This window comes from Mycobacterium sp. NGS11 (assembly GCF_059813315.1).
Window position 1 is genome coordinate 298,275 of record NZ_JCALEJ010000003.1, and the last position, 20,789, is coordinate 319,063.

A 20,789-nucleotide genomic window follows, 5' to 3' on the forward strand; every position below is an offset into this window, starting at 1 on the left:
CAGGCGCAGTAGTGCGTCCAGGGGCGATCGTTCGGCGACAACGATGGCTGTGGAGACATCTCGTCGGGGCGCTCTGGCCGGCGCGAGGCCACGGACGCGCCAGAATTGTCGTCATGCACCGCTGGGTCCCGTCGTTAGCCATGGTCTCCTGTGTCGTGGTCGGCGGCCTGGCGGTGCTCGTGGCGCCGGCTCGGGCCGACTCCACTAGTCCGCTAACCGCTTTGGTCGACGCCGCCGCCCAGCGGCTGCAGGTTGCGGAGCCGGTCGCTGCCTACAAATGGACCAAGCACGGCGCCGTTGACGACCCGGCCCGAGTGCAGCAGGAGCTGACGAAGCTGGGCGACGAAGCCGTCGCCGGACAGGTCGACCGCGACTACGTCGTCCGGGTGTTCGGTGACCAGATCAATGCCACTGAGGCCATCGAATACAGCCGGTTCGCGAATTGGAAGCTGAATCCGGCGGGCGCTCCGGGTGATTCGCCGGAGCTGTCGGCGTCGCGATCAACGATCGACACCCTGAACCAGACGATGCTGACTCAGATTTTCAGCAATTGGGGCCTGCTGCACTCGCCGGACTGTGGCGCGCAGCTCGACGCCGCGAGAGGCGGCGTCGCCCAAGGTCGGCAGCTCGACGACCTCTACCGACAGGCCCTGTTATCAGCGACGCAGTCCTATTGCCAGCAATAGCTTAATTTTTCCTCACCAATTTCTAACGGTCCCATTCTGGCCGTCAAAAAGGCGATTTCCGCAGATAGATGGCATATCTCGCGCCATTTTCGAATAGGTAACGCTTTGGCTACACGCGCCGAAATCCCGGGCATGAGAAATCTCTGCAAGCCTCTCGTTAAGGCCGTAATGGTCGGCGGGTTCGTTGCAGCGTCGATGACCTCGTCCACGGGTGTGGCGAACGCGGCCCCGACCCCCAACTGGGACGCGATCGCGCAATGCGAATCCGGTGGCAACTGGCACGCCAACACCGGCAACGGCGAATACGGTGGACTGCAATTCAAACCGGGCACCTGGGCCCAGTACGGTGGCGTCGGCAACCCCGCGGCCGCATCCAGGGAGCAGCAAATCGCTGTGGCCAACCGGGTTTTCGCCGAAGAGGGAGTGGAGCCCTGGCCAAAGTGTGGCGCCAACTCGGGCCTGCCGATCGGTTGGTACTCGCACCCCGCCCAGGGCATCAAGCAGATCATCAATGGGCTGATCCAGGCGGCCGTCCCGCGTTGATGAAACGCGACTGCGGTCTATGACCCAGCGCCGGGCTGTGTTTGGATCAGCCCATGGAAGGTTCGGCGACTGTTCACATGGCGGCTCCTGCGGCCAAGATCTGGGATTTGATCGCAGACGTCCGCAACACGGGGAAATTCTCCCCGGAAGTATTCGAAGCCGAGTGGCTCGGTGATTCGACCGGCCCGGCCCTCGGCGCGAAATTCCGCGGTCACGTCAAGCGCAACGAGATGGGGCCGGTGTACTGGACGACATGCAAGGTCACCGCTTGTGAACCCGGGCGCGAATTCGGCTTTGCGGTGCTCCTCGGTGACCGCGCGGTCAACAACTGGCATTACCGGTTGGCGCCCAGCGGAAGTGGGACCGACGTCACCGAGTCGTTTCGGCTCAACCCGGCACCGTGGCTCGGCGTGTACTGGCTGTTCGGCGGTTTTCTGCGCAAGCGCCGCAACATCCGCGACATGACCAAGACGCTCTACCGCATCAAAGACGTGGTCGAGGCGGGCTGACGCTCGTGAAATCGGTCTTCATCACCGGTGCGGGCAGTGGCATGGGTCGCGAGGGCGCAAAGCTGTTTCACGGCAAGGGATGGCGTGTCGGCGCCGTCGACCGCAACGATGCCGGCCTGGCGACGCTGAACGACGAACTCGGTGGCGACCGACTGTGGACCCGCGCCGTCGATGTGACGGACAAGGCGGCCCTCGACCGCGCCCTGGCCGATTTCTGCGCCGGCAACGCCGGCGGCGGCCTGGACATGATGTGGAACAACGCCGGGATCGGCGAGTCCGGCTGGTTCGAAGACGTGCCGTATGAGGCCGCGATGCGCGTCGTCGACATCAACTTCAAGGCGGTATTGACCGGCGCATACGCGTCACTGCCGTACCTCAAGAAGACCCCCGGCAGTCTGATGTTCTCGACGTCGTCGTCCTCGGGCACGTATGGCATGCCCCGCTTGGCCGTCTACTCTTCCACCAAGCACGCGGTCAAGGGTCTGACCGAAGCGCTGAGCGTGGAGTGGCAGCGGCACGGGGTGCGCGTCGCCGACGTGCTCCCCGGTCTGATCGACACCGCCATCCTCACGACGACGACCAACCACTCCGACGACGGCGGCGCGCCGATGACGGCTGAGCAACTGCGGGCCACCGCACCCAAGAAGGGCATGTTCCGGTTGATGCCGGCAGCCAGCGTGGCCGAGACGGCGTGGCAGGCCTACCACAATCAGAAGCGGTTGCACTGGTATGTACCGAGGAGCATCCGCCTGATTGACTTGTTCAAGGGTCTGAGTCCGGAATTCGTGCGACGCAGCATCGTCAAGTCCCTACCGGCCCTCGTGCCGAAGCGGCAGTAAGGAGGTCGGCTGATGCACAACCGTTTGCCCACATTCGCTGTGGCCCTGGCGGCTGTCGTCGTCAGCGCCGCGGGGTGCGGCTCGTCGCAGACGACGCCTCGCCGGGCCGCCCGCCTGACCATCGACGGCGCGACTCATACGACGCGGCCCCCGGCGTGCAGTCAGGATCAGATGTATCGCACCATCGACATCCCCGACCACGACGGCGGCGTCGAGGCGGTGGTGCTGCTCAGTGGTTACCGGGCGATGCCGCAGTGGGTGAAGATTCGCAACGTCGACGGTTTCACCGGCAGCTTCTGGCAAGGGGGCGTGGGAGACGCGCATGCTGACCTCGCCAACGACGCTTACACCATCACGGGCAGCGCGTATGGCATCAACAGCGGCAACCCCAACAAAGTGGTGACCACCGACTTCAAAATCGTCGCGCAGTGCTGATTCGAGAAGTGACAAGGGCCCAGACGCGAAACCACACCCGGGCGAGGGAGGGCCAGTGAAGGAACGAGTGCACTGGTTCGCGATGCACGGCTTCATCCGCGGCGCCGCATCGCTCGGGGCGCGCAGGGGCGACGTACAGGCCAGACTGATCGCCGATCCGGCGGTCGCCGCCGACCCGGTGCGGTACTACGACCAGGTCCGCGCCCAGGGCAGGCTGGTGAAGGGCCGCGTCGCCTATTTGACGGCCGATCACGCGCTCGCCCATGAACTGCTGCGGTCCGATGACTTCCGGGTGCTGATCTTCGGATCGAATCTGCCGGCGCCGTTGCGATGGCTGGAACGCCGCACCCGCGACGATGCGCTACACCCGCTGCGTGCACCGTCGCTGCTGGCCGTCGAGCCGCCCGACCACACCCGCTACCGCAAGACCGTGTCGGCGGTGTTCACCCCGAGGGCCGTTGCCGCGCTGCGAGATCGCGTAGAGCGGACCGCCGCCGAGCTGCTGGATCGACTGGCCGGCGAGTCGGGTGTGGTGGACATCGTCGAGCGGTACTGCTCGCAACTTCCGGTTTCGATCATCAGCGACATCCTCGGCGTGCCCGAGGCGGAGCGACCGCGCGTCCTTGAATTCGGTGAACTGGCCGCCCCGAGCCTGGACATCGGATTGCCTTGGCGGCAGTACCGCCGAGTGCAGGAAGGGATCTGCGGCTTCAGCTCCTGGCTCGACGAGCATCTGCGGCAGTTGCGGGTGGAACCCAGCGACAATCTGATGAGCCAACTGATTCAGATTTCCGAAAGTGGTTCTGCCGAAACATATCTCAATGACAAGGAGCTGCAGGCGATCGCCGGGCTGGTGTTGGCCGCCGGTTTCGAGACCACGGTCAATCTGCTGGGCAACGGGATTCGCATGCTGTTGGACACCCCCCAGCACCTCGACACCCTGAGACGGCGCCCCGAGCTGTGGCCCAACGCCGTCGAGGAGATCCTGCGGCTGGAATCGCCGGTGCAGCTGACCGCGCGGATCGCGCTCAATGACGTCGAGATAGCCGGTCGGCGATTACAGCGTGGCAACCTGGTGCTGGTGTATCTGGCCGCCGCCAACCGGGATCCGGCCGTGTTCCCCGACCCGCATCGCTTCGACATCGAAAGGCAAAACGCCGGAAGGCATCTCGCCTTCTCCGGCGGCCGGCACTTCTGCCTCGGCGCGGCCCTTGCCCGGGCCGAGGGCGAAGTCGGATTGCGGACATTTTTCGACCGCTTCCCCGAGGTGCGCGCGGCGGGCGCCGGGAGCAGGCGCGAAACCCGCGTGTTGCGCGGATGGTCGTCGTTGCCGGTGAACCTGGGGCCGGCCCGTTCGATGGCCGCGGTGGACGGTTGAAGCGTCGCGCGGTGCTGTAGCACGTGCTTTGGTACGCGGGCGAGCATGACCCGAGTGGTTGACACCGGGGCTGTGACAGAGTTTATTTGCCGCTATGACAGAGGTATCTATGATCGCGGTCGAGGATGTGGTCCGTGGGCTGTGGCAGGCGCTTTCGCGGCGAGATTGGGAGGCGATCAAGACCTTCCTGTCCGACGACTGCCTCTATGTCGACATGCCGGTCCCCGCGTTGGCGGCCCGTGGTCCGGACGACATCGTCAAACGCCTCAAGATGGGGCTCGAGCAGTTGGCCGGCTACGAGAACCACACCGGCGTGCTGGTGTCGAACGGCTCCGATGTGCTCTACGAGCACTCCGAGACGTGGACCTTCGCCACCGGCGAACAGGGAGTGCTGCGCTTCGTGACGGTCCACAAGGTCGTGGACGGCAAAGTGACTGTCTGGAAAGACTATTGGGACATGAACAGTTTGGTTGCCTTCGCTCCCCCGAACCACTTCGAGGGCCTGGCCGCTGGCGATGTCAGCTGGGTCTTCGACGCTTCGGCCCTGGTCTGACGATCCCTGTTCAGGCTACGACTCGGCCAATTTCCGGAGGCGTTTCAACGTATCCGCCAGGGTGCGTCCCACCTGACGCACGGCGATCCGGTCGGCGATGTAGCCGAGTATTCCGCCGGGAGCCTGATACGACAGCCGGAACGTCACCTTCGTGCAGCCGTCGCCTCTGTCGCGCAACCGCATCCGCCCGCGCAGCGTAACCCCGGTGATGCCCACCCAGGCGAGATCGCGGCCTTCGTCGAACTCGACCACCTCGATCAGGCCACCCACCGGCACGGAGCCGATCTTCCAGTGCACGGTGTAGCGCGCGCCGACACCGGCGGGAATCTCGTTCGACGACTCCCATCGCTCGAGGTTCGTCATGAACGAGGGGTAGCAATCCGGGTCGCTGACGATTTTCCAGACCGCGTCGCGGTCGGCGTTGATGATGCAGCGGCGTTCGACGCGCATCAGCCGATCACCGGGAATCGTCGTTCGGCGGCCAGCCGGTCGACGCCACCCTGCAGGGAGGCCATCACCTTGTCGTGCACCGCTTGATCGTCGCCGTCGACCTCGATCGGGTCCTGGACCTCGATCACGATCTTGGTGGGCAACGGAATGTGGCCCGCCAGATCGCTGATGTTGATGCCCCAAGGCAGCGCCAGTGATATCGGGATGCTCTTGAGCCGGAGCAACTTGTCCGCCATCAGCAGCTTGGCCAGCCACTGCCCCCGGTTGAGGAACAGCGCGCTTTCCTGGCCGCCCACACTGGCGACGGGGACGATCGGCACGCCGGTTTCGCGGGCCAACCGTACGTAGCCCATGCGGCCGCCGAAGTCGACCTTGTGGCGTTCCCACGTGGGGCGAAAGACCTCGTAGTCGCCGCCGGGGTAGACCAGCAGGGCAGCCCCGGATTCCAGTGCGAGGCGGGCGTTTTCGGGATTGGCCGCGACGGTTCCGAATTTGCGCAGCGAGCCGAGCGGTGGCGCGGAGACGACGAGGTCGTGCGCCAACTGGTAGAAGGGCCTCTCGACGCCGAAGTAGGAGCAAAAAGCGAGCGTGAAGACGAACGTGTCGGGCGGCACGTTGCCGCCGCTGTGGTTGCCGACCAGCAACACCGGGCCCTCGGCCGGGATCCGATGCAGGCTGCGCACGTCGGCCCTGAAGTACAGCGACGCCAGCAACCAGGTACCCGGCAGCTGGTCGCGGATGTAATCCGGATCCCGCTGATCGAGGTCGGCTTTGGGCACCCACGACACCACCTTGTCGCGGGCCCAGCCGAAGACGCCCTTCGCGGTCGCCATGACCGGAGGTGTACCCCGGGGCAACCGGGGGTCAAACGCGGTAGATGCGCGTGGCGTTCTGCCGGGCGATGAGATCGACCACCCGCATGGCGTCCGCCTCGCTCCAATCACCGCGGTCCACAAATTCCCGCAGCACGCGGTCAATGCCCCTGCGCCACAAGATCGCGCCGAGGAAATGCAGCTCCGGCGGACCGAATCCGTCCGACGAATACAGGATCTTGGAGAACGGCGCCATCTCCAGCAGACGCGCGAGGAACGCGGGTGACCGCGCCCCGAGGTGGTTCACGCTCAACCCGCCGTCGAGATAGACGTTGTGGAACGCCTGCGCCAGGTAGCCCGCCTCACGCTCGTAGGGATAGCAGTGCAGCAGCACGATCGGGACGTCCGCCGCGTGTCGTAGAAAGTCAACCAGGAGAAGAGGATTCGCGTTGGACAGCTCGGAATCGCGGTCGCCGAACCCGACGTGGAATTGCAGCGGCTTGCCCAGCCGCAGCGCCTGGTGCAGTCCGAACCGCAAGAGGATCCGATCCCGCAACCGAGCACCGCCGCGATCGCGCCACCGGCTGGCCGCATCGGCGACCTCCGTCGCCGATGGCTCACTGAGATCGCCGCCGAATCCGCCGCGGTAGGCCAGGATCGATTTGGTCCCGACCGCGCCGTCCGCACGCCGGCGCAGGATCTCCTCGAAGGCCGCCGCATAGTCACCCGGCGATTGCGCGGCCTGCTCGGCTACCTCTTCGAGGCGAACGATCTCGTGCGCGTGGTTGCCGGACAGCTCGGCCATGCTGGCCACCCCGGCGACCTCGTCGCTGCCGATTCCGGTGTCCACCAGCCAGTCGCTCACCCCGGCGACCGGTAAGAACAGGCGGGCCAGTCCGTCCTCGCTGAATTGGCTCCGGCGCTCCCAATAGGTGTGCGGATCACTGTGTTTGGGCAGCCCCAGAACCGGGGCGCAATGAGCCCGCACCGCGAACCCGAGCTGTGAGTCGAAACCCGGATACCTGATGGGCTCGGTGTCGGCCTCGTTGAGCGCGTTCTCGAATCGAGACCGGTCTCCCAGCGTCAGCCAGCAGCCGTGGACATGCTGGTCGATCAGCGCAACTTCGTCGATGTGTCGGGTCAGAGTGTCGGAGACCATAACCGGCGCGTCACAGGCTCCAGGCCATGCGGAACTTGTCCGCAAGCTGCTCGGGCCCCAGGTCGCCGTAGCGCTCCTGCTCCATGCGCCGGACCGCGACCACCATGTCGACCACCGGATCGCCCAGGATGCGGCGCATCGCTTCCGAGCCGTCGAGTGCCGCAATGGCTTCGGCCTGCGAGTCGGTCAGGCGCGCGATGCCGTCTTGCTCGCGGTCGGAATCGGAAAGTTGGGCCGGGTCGACGGTGATCTCGGGCGGAAGTGCCAACTGGCATTTGATCCCATCGAGGGCCAGGCCGAGGATGGCCGCCGACGCCAGGTACGGGTTCGCCGACGGGTCGACGATCTTCACCTCGACATTGCCGCCCCGGGGACTTCCCGGTCCGCCGGTGACGAATCGCACCGCGGCCTCGCGATTTTCGGTGCCCCAGCACGCATAGGCGCCGGCCCAGTTGCCGGGCCGCATCCGCAAGGCGGAGACGATCGACCCGCACAGCACGCCGTGGGCCTCCGGCAGGCCGCGAACGACGCCCGCTATCGCGCTCTCCCCCGTCGTCGTCATGCCCCGGGATTCGGGGCCGTCGGAGAACAACGGCACGTCGGACGCCGATAGCGAAAAGTGTTGGTGCGCCCCGGATCCGACGCCGTCGGCGAAGGGTGCGGGTGACAGGCTGATGCGCAGCCCATGGCGACGGGCCGCGCGGCCGATGATGAGCCGCATCAGTATCAGCTGATCGGCGGCGGCAACCGGGGGCTGTGGGGACAGCGAGATCTCGAACTGGTTGGCGCCGTACTCCGGGTGAAACTGTTCGATCGAAATGCCGGCTCCCGTGGCCGATCCGATCACGTCCCGCACGAACTCCTCGTGCTCGAGCACACCGGCCAGGCCGTATTGCGCCCACAAGGTCGACGGGAGCCGCTCGCCGTTCGGTCCAACCAGGAGGAATTCGATTTCGTGCCCGATCGAGGCCTCGACGCCGGCTTCGGTGAGCGCGGCCTCGATGCGACGCAACGTTCCCCGGCCACACGTGGGAACGGGGGTGCCGTCCTGTTCGAAAAACGCGGCGGGCGCCCAGGCCAGACCGTCACCGACGATGCGTAACGCGGACAAGTCGATACGGAGGCGCTGGTCCCCCACCACGCCGACGTCGGGGGTGAAGGCGATGCCGGTCTGATCGATGGCGAACGCGTGCCAGGACGGGCTGGCCCCCAGCCCCGGATCCGCGAATGTGTTCGTACGCCGAATCGGAACGGTCTTGGCCAGGGTCAGCCCGGCGGGATTCACCACCGTGCCGATGACCGTGTCGACGCCCTCGGCCTCCAGCTGGGCAATGGCCGCGGCGGCGAGCGGTGTGCCGGTCATGCGAGCCATTCTCCCAATCCCGGACCGCTCCGGCACGGCAAACGGCGTCAGCGGTGTCGCTCAGTTCTGCCGGGCGACGAGTTCGGTGACGAACCGATCCAAAAAGCCATCCACCGGCGCTTTGCCCACCGGCCGGATGACGAACTTCGTCAATCCCGCCTCGATGTAGGCGTCGAGTTGCCGGTGCAGCTGATCCCACCCGGCGGCGATCAGTTCGCCGGGGTCTCGGTCCGGGCGGCGCCGGCGCACCGCCGCGGCCAATTCCGCGGGCAATACTCCGTCCTCCGCAACGGCCAATGAGATGCCGAAGTGGTCGGGGTCGATGCTGCGCCCTGCTTGCGCCGCCGCCCGCTCGATCGCTTCTCGCCCGTCCCGCGCCTCCGCCGGGGTAAGGAAGCTGCCCAGCCAGCCGTCGCCCAGCGCGCCGATGCGCCGAAACGCCGCCTCCGCCGATCCGCCAACCCAAATGTCCAGCGGCGGTGTCGGTCTCGGGGCAACGGCAACATCGGTGACGCTGAAATACCGGCCGGCGAACGTCGCCGACTCCTCGACGAGTGCCGCTCGCAGCAACCGCAGCGACTCGTCGAACACCGCCGCGCGCTCGCCGTCGGGGACCACGAAGACTTCGCGTTCGGCCGGTATGGCCGAGCGGAGACCGAAGACGGGGAGGACCCGCTTCGGCGCGACCGCCGCCAGGGACGCCAATTGCTTTGCCACCAGCACCGGGTGCCGGCCCGGCAGCACCGCCACCGACGTCCCCACCTTCAACCGGGTCGTCCGCGCGAGTGCATACGCCATGCCGACCACCGGATCGACCGCCGGGGAATACACCAGCTCGGAAAACCACAGCGAGTCCGCCCCGGCGGCCTCGAGGTGATCGACGATGGCCGCCAGCTGATCCGGGGCGGTGTCGGCGCCGAGCCCAACGCCGAATCGAATCTTCACGGCTTCACCCTCCATGCCCGTCGTTGCGTTCGTATCGCAACACGGCGGCGGCGCCGTTTGTGCCCGCGAACGTGGGCGACTATGCGCGGCTGGGGATGGTGAGCTTGCAGGCCTGGCCGATGTCGAGGGTCCGCAGCACTCGGCCCATGCCGACCCACAGCGCGCAGGACAGGGCGAGGTCAGCTAGCAACTCATCGGAGAAGTGTTCGGCGCAACGGCTCCAGAAGTCTTCGTCGTCGCGGAGCGCCGTGTGGTCGGTGGCGAAGCGGTCCGCGAATTCGGCGGCCAGCCGCTCCTGTTCGCTGTACCCGGGCCAGGTGCGCCACTCGGGGGCGTGGTCGTAGAGCTCCTCGTCGACGCCTGCGGCGGGTCCGTCCTCGTCTCGGGTGTTGACGCAGACGACGCATTCGTTGCGGTGGGCGATCACGGCGCGGGCAAGTTCGCGCGTGCGCAACGGCAACCGGTTCTTGGTGTAGACCGCCTGGCTGAAGCCGCCGAGCGCGCCGCCGATGTCCGGAGACTTCGCAAACCAGCCGGCCAGGTCGTCGTCAGCAAATGTTCCGATTCGGCTCATGGCGTGATGGTACGCCCGGGTCGGACCTAGGGGCGGGGATGTCGGCGAATGGGTATGGACACCGGTTAGTGAGCGGCCGCCGGGATCGCCATCGTCGGTTGTTCATCCTGCCAATCACGTTGCGCCAGAAGACGATGCGCAACGCGGTCCAGCGCCGCTTCCACGGCGCGGCGGTCCGGGCGACCTTGGAAGTCGGGCGACCGGGACAGCTTGTCGACCAGCCAGGCCAACAGCAGCGAGTGCACGTAGGCGACTTGTTGCCCCCCGGCCGGCGTGAGCCAGATCTGCTCGCCGTCGCGCTGCGCATAACCCGCGGAGACCAAGTGCGCGAAGGTCGGCTCGAGAACCTCGAACGGTACCCGTAGGTAGTCCGCCATATCGGTGACCCGGGCGGTGCCGTACATCTGTGTGTAGCGGTTGATTCGCAGGACTCCCCAGAGCCCGGCGACGTCGAGTCGGCAATCGGGTCGCATCGCGATGCTGCGCAATCGCATGCCGGGAACGCCACGCATCGTCCGTGCGATCGCATTCTCCAGCATCTGGTCCGGTGTCTCGCTGGTCGGCATCCCGAACGCGTCGCCGAGATCGACTGTGCTGTCGTGGAATTCCCGAAGAGGGACCTGTTTGAGGAACAACGCCAGCACGAAACCCACCAGCGCTACCGGAACCGCCCATCCGAACACGTGGGTGAGCGACTCGGCGTAGGCGGCGACGATCGGGGCGGCCGCCTCGTGTGGCAGCCGGTGCAACGCCTCCGGCGACGCGGCGGCCGCGGCGGGCGCGCGGCTTGCCGCCATCGCCGGGCCGATCCGGCTGTGCAGAAAGTTGGTGAACAGCGAACCGAAGATGGCCGCTCCGAACGAGCTGCCGATCGTGCGGAAGAAGGTGACGCCGGAGGTCGCGACGCCGAGATCGTCGAAGCTCGAGGTGTTCTGCACGATCAGGACCAGGGTCTGCATGCACATCCCGATCCCGGCGCCGAGGATGACGAGGAACAACGACTGGACCAAAGTGGATGTCGACGGGTCCATGCGCGACATCAGAAAGAACGCCACCGCCATGACGGCGGTGCCGGCGACGGGAAAGACCTTGTATCTGCCCGTGCGGCCGACGATGACACCGCTGCCCATCGAGGTCGTCAGCATCCCGATCACCATCGGCAAGGTGCGCAGGCCCGACGTGGTGGCCGAGACGCCGTCGACGAACTGCATGTACGTCGGCAGGAACGTCAGGGCGCCCAGCATCGCGAACCCGACCACGAAAGACAGCACACAGCAGACGGTGAACACCGAACTCCCGAACAACCGGATCGGCAGGATCGGCTCGGGGGCGCGGCTCTCCACCCAGGCGAAGACGCACAACGCGATGACCGAACCGACGAACAGGCCGATGATCGTGGGCGATCCCCACGGATAGGTGGTCCCGCCCCAACTGGTGGCCAGCGTCAGGCCGGTCGCGCCCAGGCCGACGAACACGATTCCGGTGTAGTCGATGACCGGTTTGGTCCGGTTGGTCAGCGCCGGTATGGCGGCGGCGGCCACGAAGAAGACCACGACGGAGATCGGCACGTTGATCCAGAACGCCCACCGCCAGGTGAAGTGGTCGGTGAAGTAGCCGCCGAGCAGCGGACCGATCACGGTGGTGACGCCGAACACCGCTCCCATGGCCCCTTGGTAGCGGCCGCGGTCCCGCAGCGGGATCACCTCGCCGATCAGGGCCATGGCGGTCACCATGAGCCCGCCGCCGCCGACGCCCTGCAGCGCCCGCGACGCGACCAGCATGCCCATCGAACTGGAGAGGCCGCACAGCACCGATCCCGTGACGAAGAACACGACCGCCGACTGAAACACCCGCTTGCGGCCGAAGAGGTCACCGAACTTGCCGACGAGGGCGGTGATGATGGTCGAGGCGAGGAGGTAACTGGTGACGACCCACGATTGATGGCCTGCGCCACCGAGATTGGCGACGATAGTCGGCAACGCGGTCGCCACGATCGTCTGGTCCAGTGCGGCCATCAGCATGCCCAGCAGGATCGCCACGAAGATGAAGTTGCGACGCTGCGGGTCGACCGCGACATTGCCGGGCTGCGAATCCGGAGCGTGGCCGGCCGGAGCCGCTGTTGGTGTCGCCCTCGTCATGCCTGCCTTCCCACGGCGTTCGATGGTAATGAGTGCCCACGGTCAACCGGTGGCAACCAAAACCCCGCGGGGCGGCGCCCGAGAGTCAGCTGGGTGGCCGCGACACGCACTGCGCCGAGTACAACTCCACGCCCAACTTGTCCATCAATTCCAGCTGGGTCTCGAGGTAGTCGATGTGCTTTTCCTCGTCGGCCACGATGTCCTCGAAAAGGTTCGCCGTGGTGGAGTCCTGCTTTTCCCGGCACAGGATGATCGCCGGCTTGAGCCGCTCCATCACCTCGTATTCGATGGCCAGGTCGGCCTCGAACTGCTCGCGTAGCGTCTGGCCGATGCGCAGTGAGAACAGCCGCTGGTAGTTCGGTAAGCCGTCGAGCAACAGGATGCGGTCGGTGATCGCCTCGGCGTGGCGCATCTCGTCGAAAGACTCGGCCCGGGTGTGCTCAGCTAACTCGGTGAACCCCCAGTTGTCCTGCATCTTGGAGTGCAGGAAGTATTGGTTGATCGCGGTGAGCTCGCTGGTCAACTGTTCGTTGAGCAGACGCAAAACTTCCGGATCCCCTTGCATTGTCACTCCTACGGTGTGAGCGGCTGTCGTGTGTGGCCGCGGCGGGTGCGCTGGGCTGTCGCGCACAAACCCGGGCGCTAGCAGCACTTTGCCACGGCCCCTGGGAATGTTCCAGCAAGGTTTGGCTGCACTCAGTGACGTGCCGAGTGAAGTAAGTCGCGCCTTGGTTAGGTTAGACTGGGCTTACGAACTTAGGTTAGACTCCACTAATAAGCGGCACGCGTATTCGGCCTCATCACCATGGTGCTCGATGCCTCGGCCGGGGACGAGTCGCAGACGCTGGACCAACGACGAAGGGGACGCGGACGTGCAGGAGGTGCGCTGATGTACGTGTGCCTCTGTGTTGGGGCCACCAACCAGACCGTGTGCGACGTCGTCGCTCAGGGCGCATCGACCTCCAAAGAGATAGCAGCCGCATGTGGCGCCGGCGGTGACTGCGGCCGCTGCCGGCGCACGCTGCGTGCCATCCTGGCCGACGCGGCCAGATTGCAAACGGCGCAGTCGGTTTAGGCGCCGCCTCAGCGTTTGTTGAAGTCGGCCAGGGCCGCCGCATTGGCTTGCGCACCCATGAGTTCGGCGAAGTGCGCGTTTTCCCGACCGGTGGCCGCCACGATTTCCGGGCGGACCGGTTCCATCATCGTGTGCTTGACGGCCATCAGGCTCGAAATCGGCCGGGAGGCAAGGATTTCGGCGTGCCGGCGGGCCTGGGCCAACAGCTCGTCGGGCTCGCAGACACGCCACACGAGGCCCATGCGCAACGCCTCGTCGGCGCCGACCCATTCCGACGACATCAGCAGCCAGGCCGCGTTCTGCCGGCCGACCAGCTGGGGCAACAGATATGACGAAGCCGCTTCGGGCGCCACGCCCAGGCTGGTGAACGGGCACTTCAGGCGCGCGGTCGACGACATGAACGCCAGATCGGCGTAGCCGAGGATGGTGGCGCCGATCCCGACGCCCACGCCGTTCACCGCGCAGATCAGCGGCTTGGGAAACGCGCTGAGCGCGTTGATCAGTCCGATGAAGCCGTGCTTACCGGGCGTGAAGCCGGGATCGGCGATGCGAGCCTGCATCTCGGCCAGGTCGGTGCCGGCGCTGAAGCCACGACCGGCGCCGGTCAGCAGCACGACGGCGACCTCGGGGTCTTCGGCGGCGGCGAGCAGCGCCTCGGCGGTGGCGTCGTAGAGGGCTTCGTTGAACGCGTTGAGCGCCTCGGGCCGGTTCAGCGTGAGGGTGCGCACCCGGTTCTCGTCATCGATCTGCAGCGTCACGCCAGCAGCCTAGTGGGGATCGCAAGCGCGGCGCAGCCGGGCGCAGCGGGTCACCACGCCAGCAGCCCCGAGGCTAGCCGTTGCTGTAGACCCGGGTTGGGGCGATCAGCACGACGGCGCGCCCTTCGGACGCCATCACCCGGTCGTACTCGTCCCAGTCGTCGTGGCTGCCGCCCGCGGCGGTGAACACGTCGCGGAGCAGCAACCGCAGCTGATCCGCTCCCGTCAGCCAGGGCTGGCGATCGTCGGGGCCGATTAGTTCGGCGCGGCCCTCGACGGTCGCCCACTGCCATCCGTTGCGGAAAGTCACGGCCAGCTGCGGCCGGGCGCGCAGGTTGGCCAGCTTGACCTTGCCGTAGGTGGTGAAGCCGAGGACTTGCTCGCCGGTCGACGGGTGCGCCAGCAGGCCCACGTTGACCAGCGAAGCCTGCACCGTCCCGTCGGCGCGAACGGTGGAGATCACCGCCAGCCCGCTTTCCCCCTTGGCCAGGGTCACTGCCTCGTCGAGTGATGTCATGATCGGACCTCAATCCCGGAACGGTGTCGCGAATACGTAGCGGCTGGTCGGCACGGTGTCGATGTTCTCGTTGGCACCGAATGCCGTTGTGCTGGCGACCATTCGGCCCAATCGGTCCTGCAGGTCGTCATCATCGACGGCTCCGAAGAAAGCCTTGAGGTCGGTGATGGCCTCCGGTGGGAACAACTCCTCGACGATGCCCGCGATTCCCGGTGCATCGGGGGTAAGCGCCCGCACCACCCAATTCTGGGTGTAGCCGAACGTCGACTGCGTTTCGATGGCCACCGACGTGTGATCACGCTGCCAACGGTGCAGCCAGGTCGCCTCGTCCATGCCGTCAGGACGGCGCAGCAGCGCGATGTTGGCCAAACCTGGTGTGCGAGTGCCGGGTTCGGATGGTGGAGCGACCATCGGGACCGACTCGGTCACCAGGTACGCGGCCAGCTGCTCACATTCCTGGCCGAGGAATTTGAGTGCCGCCGTCGTCTGGTCGCCGTAGCACTGCTGGGTCCACATGCTCACCACCGCTGCCACGGGCGGCTTCAAGGTCGTCAGTGTCATCAGCGAATGACGCACGTTGCTGTCACGAACGTTCATCTGCAGCCCGGCGACGCCCAGTTGCAGCAGCGCATCGGCGACGTGTCCACGTTGCCGGGCGCACCACGCGTCGTCCGGCTCGGCACGTCTGAGCACTGCGATGACCTTCTCCATACGCAGAACCTACAGGCGATCGCCTACTTCACCATCCGCACTTGATGCTGGCTGCTGATCAGTTCGCCGATGAGCCCGGCCAGCCGGCGGTAGGACTCGTCGCGCCCGCTCGACGAGCGGAAAACCAAACCGATCCGCCGGCCGGGGCGAGGCGCCGCGAACTGCGCGAGGCCCAGGCGGCTTCGGGACGCCTCGACCGGCACCGCGCTCTGGGGAATGAGCGTCACGCCCAGGCCGCCGGTCACACATTGCACCGCGGTCGCCAGCGACGCGGCCCGGGTATTGGCCAGTTCCGCTCGTACGCCCGCCTTGTGGCAGACGTCGAGCGCCTGATCACGCAGGCAGTGGCCCTCGTCCAGCAGCAGCAGCGGCAGGTCGGCCAGGGCGGTGGCCGGCACCCGGCGCTTACCTGCCAGCGGATGGCCCGGCGGCAGGGCTAGTACGAAATCTTCGTCGTAGATCGGGATAGCGGTCAGGCCGGCGCCCTCGGCAGGCAGGGCGATGAGGGCCGCGTCCAACGCGCCCTCCCGCAAGACCGCCAACAGCCGTTCGGTTTGGTCTTCGGTCACCCGCAGCGTCAGCTCCGGCAGTTGCTCGGCAACACCGGCCAGCACCGTCGGCAGCACGTAGGGGGCCACGGTGGGTATCAGGCCCAGGCGCATGTCTGCCCTCAGCGGGTCCGACGAACCCGCCGCCGCTGCGCTGAACGCGTCCGCCGCCTCGACGACGGCCTGGGCGCGTGGCAGCAGCTGCCTGCCCTCCGGTGTCAAGAAGACACGCCGGGTGGAGCGCTCAACCAGCTGGGTGCCCAACCCGGCTTCCAGTGCCGCCAGCGCTTGCGACAGCGTCGACTGGCTAAGACCGAGAGCCGTTGCCGCACTGCTGAATTGCCGCTTCTCGGCGACCGCGACGAATGCGCGTAGGCCGGCGATCGTGGGTTGATAACTCTTATCGGACATACCTATAACTCTAGTGGGAAATATCACCTTTACTTCAATTAGAGTACCCGGCACTATTGGGAAGGAAAGCTAATCTTGATTAAATCCAGACAAGGAGCGATATGCCTCTGCTGACCATCGGCGACCAGTTCCCCGCCTACGAGCTCACTGCGTTGATCGCGGGCGATCTGTCCAAGGTCGACGCCAAGCAGCCTGGGGACTACTTCACCACCATCACCAACGAGGACCACGCCGGCAAGTGGCGCGTGGTGTTCTTCTGGCCGAAGGACTTCACGTTCGTGTGCCCGACCGAGATCGCCGCGTTCGGCAAGCTCAACGACGAATTCGAGGACCGCGACGCGCAGGTGCTCGGCGTATCGATCGACAGCGAGTTCGTGCACTTCAACTGGCGTGCGCAGCACGAGGACCTGAAGAAGCTGCCGTTCCCCATGCTCTCGGACATCAAGCGGGAGCTGAGCTTGGGCACCGGCGTGCTGAACGCCGACGGCGTGGCGGACCGGGCGACCTTCCTCGTCGACCCGAACAACGAGATCCAGTTCGTCTCGGTCACCGCGGGCTCCGTGGGCCGCAACGTCGAAGAAGTGCTGCGGGTGCTGGACGCACTGCAGTCCGACGAGCTGTGCGCCTGCAACTGGCGCAAGGGTGACCCGACGCTGGACGCCACCGAGCTGCTCAAGCAGTCGGCTTAAGTCGGGCCCGGACGGGTACAAGGCTTGATTAGGAGGCGAGATGAGCGTCGACAACCTCAAAGAAGCGCTACCGGAGTACGCCAAGGATCTCAAGCTCAACCTGGGCTCGATCACCCGCACGACCGAGCTCAATGAGGAGCAGCTGTGGGGCACGCTGCTGGCCAGCGCCGCGGCGACCCGAAACACCCAGGTGCTCACCGAGATCGGGGCCGAGGCGGCCGACATCCTGTCCGCGGAGGCATACAACGCGGCGCTGGGAGCCGCGTCGATCATGGGCATGAACAACGTGTTCTACCGTGGCCGCGGCTTCCTGGACGGCAAGTACGACGACCTGCGCGCGGGATTGCGGATGAACATCATCGCCAATCCCGGCGTGGAGAAGGTCAACTTCGAACTGTGGTCGTTCGCCGTGTCGTCGATCAACGGCTGCCCGGATTGCGTGGCCGCTCACGAGCACACGCTGCGCGAGGCCGGTGTCAGCCGGGAAACGATCCAGGAGGCGTTGAAGGCCGCGGCGATCATTTCCGGTGTGGCACAAGCGATCGTCACCGCCCAAACGCTGGCAGCGGTCGGCTGACCGCGCCGTCGTGACCGCCGTGACCGAGCCCGCCTGGGTCCAGCACGCGATCTGGTGGCAGGTCTACCCCCTGGGGTTCGTGGGAGCATTCCCCACGCCGCAGTCAAACGAGCCGCCGCAACCGGAGCAACACCGGTTGCGGCGGCTCGTCGACTGGTTGGACCACGCCATCGAACTCGGCGCATCGGGCATTGCGCTCGGTCCCATCTTCGCCTCGCGCACACACGGTTACGACACCACCGACCACTACCGCATCGATCCCCGACTGGGTGATGACACCGACTTCGACCACCTGGTCGCCGAGGCGCATCGCCGCGGGCTGCGCGTGCTTCTCGACGGCGTGTTCAATCACGTCGGGCAGGATTTCGCGCGCTACCGGCAGGCTGCCGACGACGACGGCGCCGCGCGCTGGTTTCGCGGACGTCCCGGCCGTTTCCACACCTTCGAAGGCCACTCCGGGCTGATCACCCTCAACCACGACAACCCCGAAGTCGCCGACTACACCGTCGACGTGATGGCGCACTGGCTGGGGCGCGGCGCCGACGGTTGGCGTCTCGATGCCGCTTACGCGGTGCCACAACACTTCTGGGCCGCAACGCTGCCGCGGGTGCGCGAGCGCTACCCGAACGCATGGTTCGTCGGCGAACTCATTCACGGCGACTACGCCGCTTACGTCCGGGCCGCCACCTTCGACTCGGCCACGCAATACGAGCTGTGGAAGGCGATCTGGAGCAGCCTCAACGACGGCAACTTCTTCGAACTCGACTGGGCGATGCAGCGCCACAACGATTTCCTGACCGCCTTCTCACCGCTGACGTTCATCGGCAACCACGACGTCACGCGCATCGCCAGCCGGCTGGACACACCCGAACACGTGGCCCACGCGCTGGTGCTGTTGCTGACCATCGGCGGGGTGCCCAGCGTGTATGCCGGCGACGAACTCGGGTTTGCCGGAGTCAAGGAAGAACGGTACGGCGGCGACGACGCGGTACGGCCCGAGTTCGGTTCTCCCCCAATGCAACTGGATGAATTCGGGGTCAAGACCTGGCGGTTGCACCAGTATCTGGTCGGGCTGCGGCGCCGCTACCCCTGGCTGCACGCGGCAGCTACCACGGCACGGCTGCTGAAAAACCGGCAGTACGTGTACGAGACGCGCAACGGTGACGATGCGCTGCTGGTGGTGCTCAATATCGACGACGAGCCGCTGCGCGTCTCGCTACCGGAGCTCGGCACGCCGCGCGCACAGGTGATCGGCGGATCGGCGGCCCCGCCGCCCGACGTCGTCGACTCCGTCGAGGTCGAGGCGCGGGGCTGGCGGATCCTGAGCCCGGCCTAGGGCGGGATTCATTGCGCCGCCTACGGCGCGCCAAGCCATTCCAGCGTCAGCCGGTCTTGGTGGCCGTCGTAATACTTGTCGAGCACCGCGACGAAGTCCTGGTTGTCCTCGGTGGCGCGGGCGAACAGCGTCATCGACGAGCGCAGTTTGAGATCATCCGGCGAGCCGAAAATCTGGCCGATCGATCGCCCCTGCACCGCGGTGACCAACCGAGAACACTCGTGCAACCGCGGCCCCAGCAACTCATGGCGCAGGTAGGCGCCGGCTTCGTCGAGCGAGGCGATGCCGAACCGGGCCGCCATGGCGCTGCCGCCCAGCCCGCGCAACTGGGGGAAGACGAACCACATCCAGTGACTGCGTTTGCGTCCGGCGCGCAGCTCGTCGACGACATCGCCGTACACCGGCTCCTGGGCGTCCACGAAGCGTTTGAGATCGAAGGGGTCGCCTGCCGATGCCATGTGACTACGGTTGCACACATGGCAGTCCGACGACGAGTGCCCAAAGTGCGCGACCTGGCACCGCTGATGCAATTCAAGCGGCCCCGGTTCAACCCGACCAGGCGCCGCCTCGACGCCGCGTACACCATCGAGGATCTGCGAGCCGTCGCCAAACGCCGCACCCCCAAGGCCGCGTTCGACTACACCGACGGCGCCGCCGAAGACGAGCTGTCGATCGAACGTGCTCGACAAGCGTTCCGCGACATCGAATTTCATCCGACCATCCTGCGCGACGTCTCCCAAGTCACCGCGGGCTGGGACGTACTGGGCCGGCCGGTGGTGTTGCCATTCGCGATCGCGCCCACCGGTTTCACCCGTTTGATGCACACCGAGGGCGAGATCGCCGGCGCGCAAGCGGCGGCCCGCGCGGGCATCCCGTTCTCGCTGTCCACACTGGGCACCTGCGCGATCGAAGATCTGGTCACCGCCGTCCCGCAGGGCCGAAAGTGGTTCCAGCTCTACATGTGGCGCGATCGCGAGCGCTCGATGGCGCTGGTGCGGCGCGCCGCCGCCGCGGGATTCGACACCCTGCTGGCGACCGTCGACGTTCCGGTCTCCGGTGCGCGGCTGCGGGACAACCGCAACGGCATGACGATCCCGCCCACCCTGACACTGCGCACGGTGCTCGACGCGGTGCCGCACCCGAAATGGTGGTTCGATCTGCTGACCACCGAGCCGCTGGCCTTCGCCTCGCTGGATCGCTGGCCGGGCACCGTCTCCGAATACTTGAGCACCATGTTCGACCCGAGCCTCACCTTCGACGACCTGGAATGGATCAAGGAGCAGTGGCCCGGCAAGCTCGTCGTGAAGGGGATTCAGACGCTCGAGGATGCGCGCGCCGTCGTCGACCGCGGCGTCGACGGCCTGGTGTTGTCGAACCATGGTGGGCGCCAACTGGACCGGGCCCCGGTGCCCTTCCACCTGCTGCCCGTCGTCGCGCGCGAGCTTGGTAAACACACCGAGATCTTGGTGGACACCGGCATCATGTCGGGCGCCGACATCGTCGCCGCGATCGCGCTGGGGGCCCGCTGCACGCTGGTGGGGCGGGCCTACCTGTACGGCCTGATGGCCGGTGGCGAGGCGGGCGTCGCGCGGGCGATCGACATCCTTGCCGGCGGGATTGTGCGGACCATGGCGCTGCTGGGCGTCACCTGCCTGGAAGAGCTGTCGCCGAAGCACGTCACGCAGCTCAAACGGCTGGGTCCCATGTCGCCGCGGTGAGCGGCCTCACGCTCACGGCGAAACCTGATTCGGGAACAATCCGGCGGCGTGCTGGGTTAAGCGCA

25 protein-coding genes are annotated in these 20,789 nt (G+C 66.4%); 12 read left to right on the forward strand and 13 right to left on the reverse strand.

Annotation, left to right across the window (positions count from 1 at the left end; genetic code table 11):
• Positions 1 to 113: 113 nt before the first annotated feature.
• The 7 genes from AC5Y4T_RS06400 to AC5Y4T_RS06430 all read left to right on the forward strand — a co-directional run bounded on the left by AC5Y4T_RS06400 (position 114) and on the right by AC5Y4T_RS06430 (position 4,943).
• Positions 114 to 686: a chorismate mutase gene (locus tag AC5Y4T_RS06400; RefSeq protein WP_499916503.1), complete on the forward strand. Its 573-nt coding sequence runs from the start codon at positions 114 to 116 to the stop codon at positions 684 to 686.
• Positions 687 to 818: 132 nt separating this feature from the next.
• Positions 819 to 1,229, forward strand: a complete 411-nt coding sequence (gene rpfC / locus AC5Y4T_RS06405; protein ID WP_499952464.1) for a resuscitation-promoting factor RpfC — start codon at positions 819 to 821, stop codon at positions 1,227 to 1,229.
• A gap of 35 nt (positions 1,230 to 1,264) precedes the next feature.
• Positions 1,265 to 1,738, forward strand: coding sequence for an SRPBCC family protein (locus AC5Y4T_RS06410; RefSeq protein WP_499952492.1), 474 nt, complete (start codon positions 1,265 to 1,267; stop codon positions 1,736 to 1,738).
• A gap of 5 nt (positions 1,739 to 1,743) precedes the next feature.
• Positions 1,744 to 2,577: an SDR family oxidoreductase gene (locus AC5Y4T_RS06415; protein WP_499916505.1), complete on the forward strand. Its 834-nt coding sequence runs from the start codon at positions 1,744 to 1,746 to the stop codon at positions 2,575 to 2,577.
• A gap of 12 nt (positions 2,578 to 2,589) precedes the next feature.
• The gene (locus tag AC5Y4T_RS06420; protein ID WP_499952465.1) at positions 2,590 to 3,012 is read left to right on the forward strand and encodes a lipoprotein LpqH; all 423 of its coding nucleotides are present in this window, start codon (positions 2,590 to 2,592) and stop codon (positions 3,010 to 3,012) included.
• 55 nt (positions 3,013 to 3,067) lie between these two features.
• Positions 3,068 to 4,390: a cytochrome P450 gene (locus tag AC5Y4T_RS06425; protein ID WP_499916509.1), complete on the forward strand. Its 1,323-nt coding sequence runs from the start codon at positions 3,068 to 3,070 to the stop codon at positions 4,388 to 4,390.
• 109 nt (positions 4,391 to 4,499) lie between these two features.
• Positions 4,500 to 4,943 carry a nuclear transport factor 2 family protein gene (locus AC5Y4T_RS06430; RefSeq protein WP_499916791.1) on the forward strand — a complete coding sequence of 148 codons (444 nt, stop codon included), beginning with the start codon at positions 4,500 to 4,502 and terminating at the stop codon, positions 4,941 to 4,943.
• Positions 4,944 to 4,958: 15 nt separating this feature from the next.
• Here the strand turns inward: AC5Y4T_RS06430 and AC5Y4T_RS06435 are convergent, their stop codons facing one another.
• The 8 genes from AC5Y4T_RS06435 to bfr all read right to left on the reverse strand — a co-directional run bounded on the left by AC5Y4T_RS06435 (position 4,959) and on the right by bfr (position 12,949).
• Positions 4,959 to 5,393 (reverse strand): SRPBCC family protein, encoded by a 435-nt coding sequence (locus AC5Y4T_RS06435; RefSeq protein WP_499916511.1) that lies wholly within the window; start codon positions 5,391 to 5,393, stop codon positions 4,959 to 4,961.
• Positions 5,393 to 6,226, reverse strand: a complete 834-nt coding sequence (locus tag AC5Y4T_RS06440) for a lysophospholipid acyltransferase family protein (protein WP_499916513.1) — start codon at positions 6,224 to 6,226, stop codon at positions 5,393 to 5,395. Before AC5Y4T_RS06440 ends, AC5Y4T_RS06435 begins: the two co-directional genes overlap by 1 nt.
• Positions 6,227 to 6,257: 31 nt before the next feature.
• A complete protein-coding gene (locus AC5Y4T_RS06445) occupies positions 6,258 to 7,364 on the reverse strand; it encodes an amidohydrolase family protein (RefSeq protein ID WP_499949486.1) in 1,107 nt (368 codons plus the stop codon).
• Between the two features lie 10 nt (positions 7,365 to 7,374).
• Entirely contained in the window at positions 7,375 to 8,727 is a 1,353-nt protein-coding gene (locus AC5Y4T_RS06450) for a type I glutamate--ammonia ligase (protein ID WP_499949485.1), read from the reverse strand.
• A gap of 60 nt (positions 8,728 to 8,787) precedes the next feature.
• Positions 8,788 to 9,672 (reverse strand): TIGR03854 family LLM class F420-dependent oxidoreductase, encoded by an 885-nt coding sequence (locus AC5Y4T_RS06455; protein WP_499916519.1) that lies wholly within the window; start codon positions 9,670 to 9,672, stop codon positions 8,788 to 8,790.
• A 79-nt stretch (positions 9,673 to 9,751) separates the two neighbouring features.
• A complete protein-coding gene (locus AC5Y4T_RS06460; protein ID WP_499916521.1) occupies positions 9,752 to 10,246 on the reverse strand; it encodes a carboxymuconolactone decarboxylase family protein in 495 nt (164 codons plus the stop codon).
• A 65-nt stretch (positions 10,247 to 10,311) separates the two neighbouring features.
• The gene (locus AC5Y4T_RS06465; RefSeq protein WP_499916523.1) at positions 10,312 to 12,384 is read right to left on the reverse strand and encodes an MDR family MFS transporter; all 2,073 of its coding nucleotides are present in this window, start codon (positions 12,382 to 12,384) and stop codon (positions 10,312 to 10,314) included.
• 85 nt (positions 12,385 to 12,469) lie between these two features.
• Complete coding sequence (bfr, locus tag AC5Y4T_RS06470) at positions 12,470 to 12,949, reverse strand: bacterioferritin (protein ID WP_067358580.1); 480 nt, start codon at positions 12,947 to 12,949, stop codon at positions 12,470 to 12,472.
• Positions 12,950 to 13,273: 324 nt separating this feature from the next.
• Here bfr and AC5Y4T_RS06475 point away from each other — a divergent pair, with 324 nt between their 5' ends.
• Entirely contained in the window at positions 13,274 to 13,459 is a 186-nt protein-coding gene (locus tag AC5Y4T_RS06475) for a (2Fe-2S)-binding protein (RefSeq protein ID WP_499952493.1), read from the forward strand.
• A gap of 8 nt (positions 13,460 to 13,467) precedes the next feature.
• Here AC5Y4T_RS06475 and AC5Y4T_RS06480 read toward each other — a convergent pair whose 3' ends face one another.
• The 4 genes from AC5Y4T_RS06480 to AC5Y4T_RS06495 form a co-directional block, all read right to left on the reverse strand.
• Positions 13,468 to 14,217 carry an enoyl-CoA hydratase/isomerase family protein gene (locus AC5Y4T_RS06480; protein ID WP_499952466.1) on the reverse strand — a complete coding sequence of 250 codons (750 nt, stop codon included), beginning with the start codon at positions 14,215 to 14,217 and terminating at the stop codon, positions 13,468 to 13,470.
• A gap of 73 nt (positions 14,218 to 14,290) precedes the next feature.
• Positions 14,291 to 14,734, reverse strand: a complete 444-nt coding sequence (locus AC5Y4T_RS06485; RefSeq protein WP_499916529.1) for a PPOX class F420-dependent oxidoreductase — start codon at positions 14,732 to 14,734, stop codon at positions 14,291 to 14,293.
• Positions 14,735 to 14,743: 9 nt separating this feature from the next.
• The gene (locus AC5Y4T_RS06490) at positions 14,744 to 15,445 is read right to left on the reverse strand and encodes an EthD domain-containing protein (protein WP_499952467.1); all 702 of its coding nucleotides are present in this window, start codon (positions 15,443 to 15,445) and stop codon (positions 14,744 to 14,746) included.
• Positions 15,446 to 15,468: 23 nt separating this feature from the next.
• Positions 15,469 to 16,404, reverse strand: coding sequence for a hydrogen peroxide-inducible genes activator (locus tag AC5Y4T_RS06495; protein ID WP_499916534.1), 936 nt, complete (start codon positions 16,402 to 16,404; stop codon positions 15,469 to 15,471).
• A 101-nt stretch (positions 16,405 to 16,505) separates the two neighbouring features.
• Here AC5Y4T_RS06495 and AC5Y4T_RS06500 point away from each other — a divergent pair, with 101 nt between their 5' ends.
• The 3 genes from AC5Y4T_RS06500 to AC5Y4T_RS06510 are packed head-to-tail and all read left to right on the forward strand — an operon-like array spanning position 16,506 to position 19,006.
• Positions 16,506 to 17,093: a peroxiredoxin gene (locus AC5Y4T_RS06500; protein WP_067358595.1), complete on the forward strand. Its 588-nt coding sequence runs from the start codon at positions 16,506 to 16,508 to the stop codon at positions 17,091 to 17,093.
• Positions 17,094 to 17,133: 40 nt separating this feature from the next.
• Positions 17,134 to 17,670 carry an alkyl hydroperoxide reductase gene (locus AC5Y4T_RS06505; protein WP_499916537.1) on the forward strand — a complete coding sequence of 179 codons (537 nt, stop codon included), beginning with the start codon at positions 17,134 to 17,136 and terminating at the stop codon, positions 17,668 to 17,670.
• A gap of 19 nt (positions 17,671 to 17,689) precedes the next feature.
• Complete coding sequence (locus AC5Y4T_RS06510; RefSeq protein ID WP_499952494.1) at positions 17,690 to 19,006, forward strand: alpha-amylase family protein; 1,317 nt, start codon at positions 17,690 to 17,692, stop codon at positions 19,004 to 19,006.
• Positions 19,007 to 19,026: 20 nt separating this feature from the next.
• Here the strand turns inward: AC5Y4T_RS06510 and AC5Y4T_RS06515 are convergent, their stop codons facing one another.
• Positions 19,027 to 19,464 carry a DUF1810 domain-containing protein gene (locus AC5Y4T_RS06515; RefSeq protein ID WP_499952468.1) on the reverse strand — a complete coding sequence of 146 codons (438 nt, stop codon included), beginning with the start codon at positions 19,462 to 19,464 and terminating at the stop codon, positions 19,027 to 19,029.
• A gap of 18 nt (positions 19,465 to 19,482) precedes the next feature.
• On the opposite strand from AC5Y4T_RS06515, the gene AC5Y4T_RS06520 reads away from it, so the two are divergent.
• A complete protein-coding gene (locus AC5Y4T_RS06520) occupies positions 19,483 to 20,724 on the forward strand; it encodes an alpha-hydroxy acid oxidase (RefSeq protein WP_499916541.1) in 1,242 nt (413 codons plus the stop codon).
• Positions 20,725 to 20,789: the final 65 nt, after the last annotated feature.

What these genes read in the sequence shown, in the direction of transcription:
- AC5Y4T_RS06445 (WP_499949486.1), bottom strand. Translation starts at nt 7,364, where the DNA reads ATGGTCTCCGACACTCTGACCCGACACATCGACGAAGTTGCGCTGATC.
- AC5Y4T_RS06505 (WP_499916537.1), top strand. Translation starts at nt 17,134, where the DNA reads ATGAGCGTCGACAACCTCAAAGAAGCGCTACCGGAGTACGCCAAGGAT.
- AC5Y4T_RS06520 (WP_499916541.1), top strand. Translation starts at nt 19,483, where the DNA reads ATGGCAGTCCGACGACGAGTGCCCAAAGTGCGCGACCTGGCACCGCTG.
- AC5Y4T_RS06465 (WP_499916523.1), bottom strand. Translation starts at nt 12,384, where the DNA reads ATGACGAGGGCGACACCAACAGCGGCTCCGGCCGGCCACGCTCCGGAT.
- AC5Y4T_RS06430 (WP_499916791.1), top strand. Translation starts at nt 4,500, where the DNA reads ATGATCGCGGTCGAGGATGTGGTCCGTGGGCTGTGGCAGGCGCTTTCG.
- rpfC (WP_499952464.1), top strand. Translation starts at nt 819, where the DNA reads ATGAGAAATCTCTGCAAGCCTCTCGTTAAGGCCGTAATGGTCGGCGGG.
- AC5Y4T_RS06435 (WP_499916511.1), bottom strand. Translation starts at nt 5,393, where the DNA reads ATGCGCGTCGAACGCCGCTGCATCATCAACGCCGACCGCGACGCGGTC.
- AC5Y4T_RS06495 (WP_499916534.1), bottom strand. Translation starts at nt 16,404, where the DNA reads ATGTCCGATAAGAGTTATCAACCCACGATCGCCGGCCTACGCGCATTC.
- AC5Y4T_RS06460 (WP_499916521.1), bottom strand. Translation starts at nt 10,246, where the DNA reads ATGAGCCGAATCGGAACATTTGCTGACGACGACCTGGCCGGCTGGTTT.
- AC5Y4T_RS06400 (WP_499916503.1), top strand. Translation starts at nt 114, where the DNA reads ATGCACCGCTGGGTCCCGTCGTTAGCCATGGTCTCCTGTGTCGTGGTC.
- AC5Y4T_RS06440 (WP_499916513.1), bottom strand. Translation starts at nt 6,226, where the DNA reads ATGGCGACCGCGAAGGGCGTCTTCGGCTGGGCCCGCGACAAGGTGGTG.
- AC5Y4T_RS06500 (WP_067358595.1), top strand. Translation starts at nt 16,506, where the DNA reads ATGCCTCTGCTGACCATCGGCGACCAGTTCCCCGCCTACGAGCTCACT.
- AC5Y4T_RS06475 (WP_499952493.1), top strand. Translation starts at nt 13,274, where the DNA reads ATGTACGTGTGCCTCTGTGTTGGGGCCACCAACCAGACCGTGTGCGAC.
- bfr (WP_067358580.1), bottom strand. Translation starts at nt 12,949, where the DNA reads ATGCAAGGGGATCCGGAAGTTTTGCGTCTGCTCAACGAACAGTTGACC.
- AC5Y4T_RS06420 (WP_499952465.1), top strand. Translation starts at nt 2,590, where the DNA reads ATGCACAACCGTTTGCCCACATTCGCTGTGGCCCTGGCGGCTGTCGTC.
- AC5Y4T_RS06485 (WP_499916529.1), bottom strand. Translation starts at nt 14,734, where the DNA reads ATGACATCACTCGACGAGGCAGTGACCCTGGCCAAGGGGGAAAGCGGG.
- AC5Y4T_RS06450 (WP_499949485.1), bottom strand. Translation starts at nt 8,727, where the DNA reads ATGACCGGCACACCGCTCGCCGCCGCGGCCATTGCCCAGCTGGAGGCC.
- AC5Y4T_RS06490 (WP_499952467.1), bottom strand. Translation starts at nt 15,445, where the DNA reads ATGGAGAAGGTCATCGCAGTGCTCAGACGTGCCGAGCCGGACGACGCG.
- AC5Y4T_RS06515 (WP_499952468.1), bottom strand. Translation starts at nt 19,464, where the DNA reads ATGGCATCGGCAGGCGACCCCTTCGATCTCAAACGCTTCGTGGACGCC.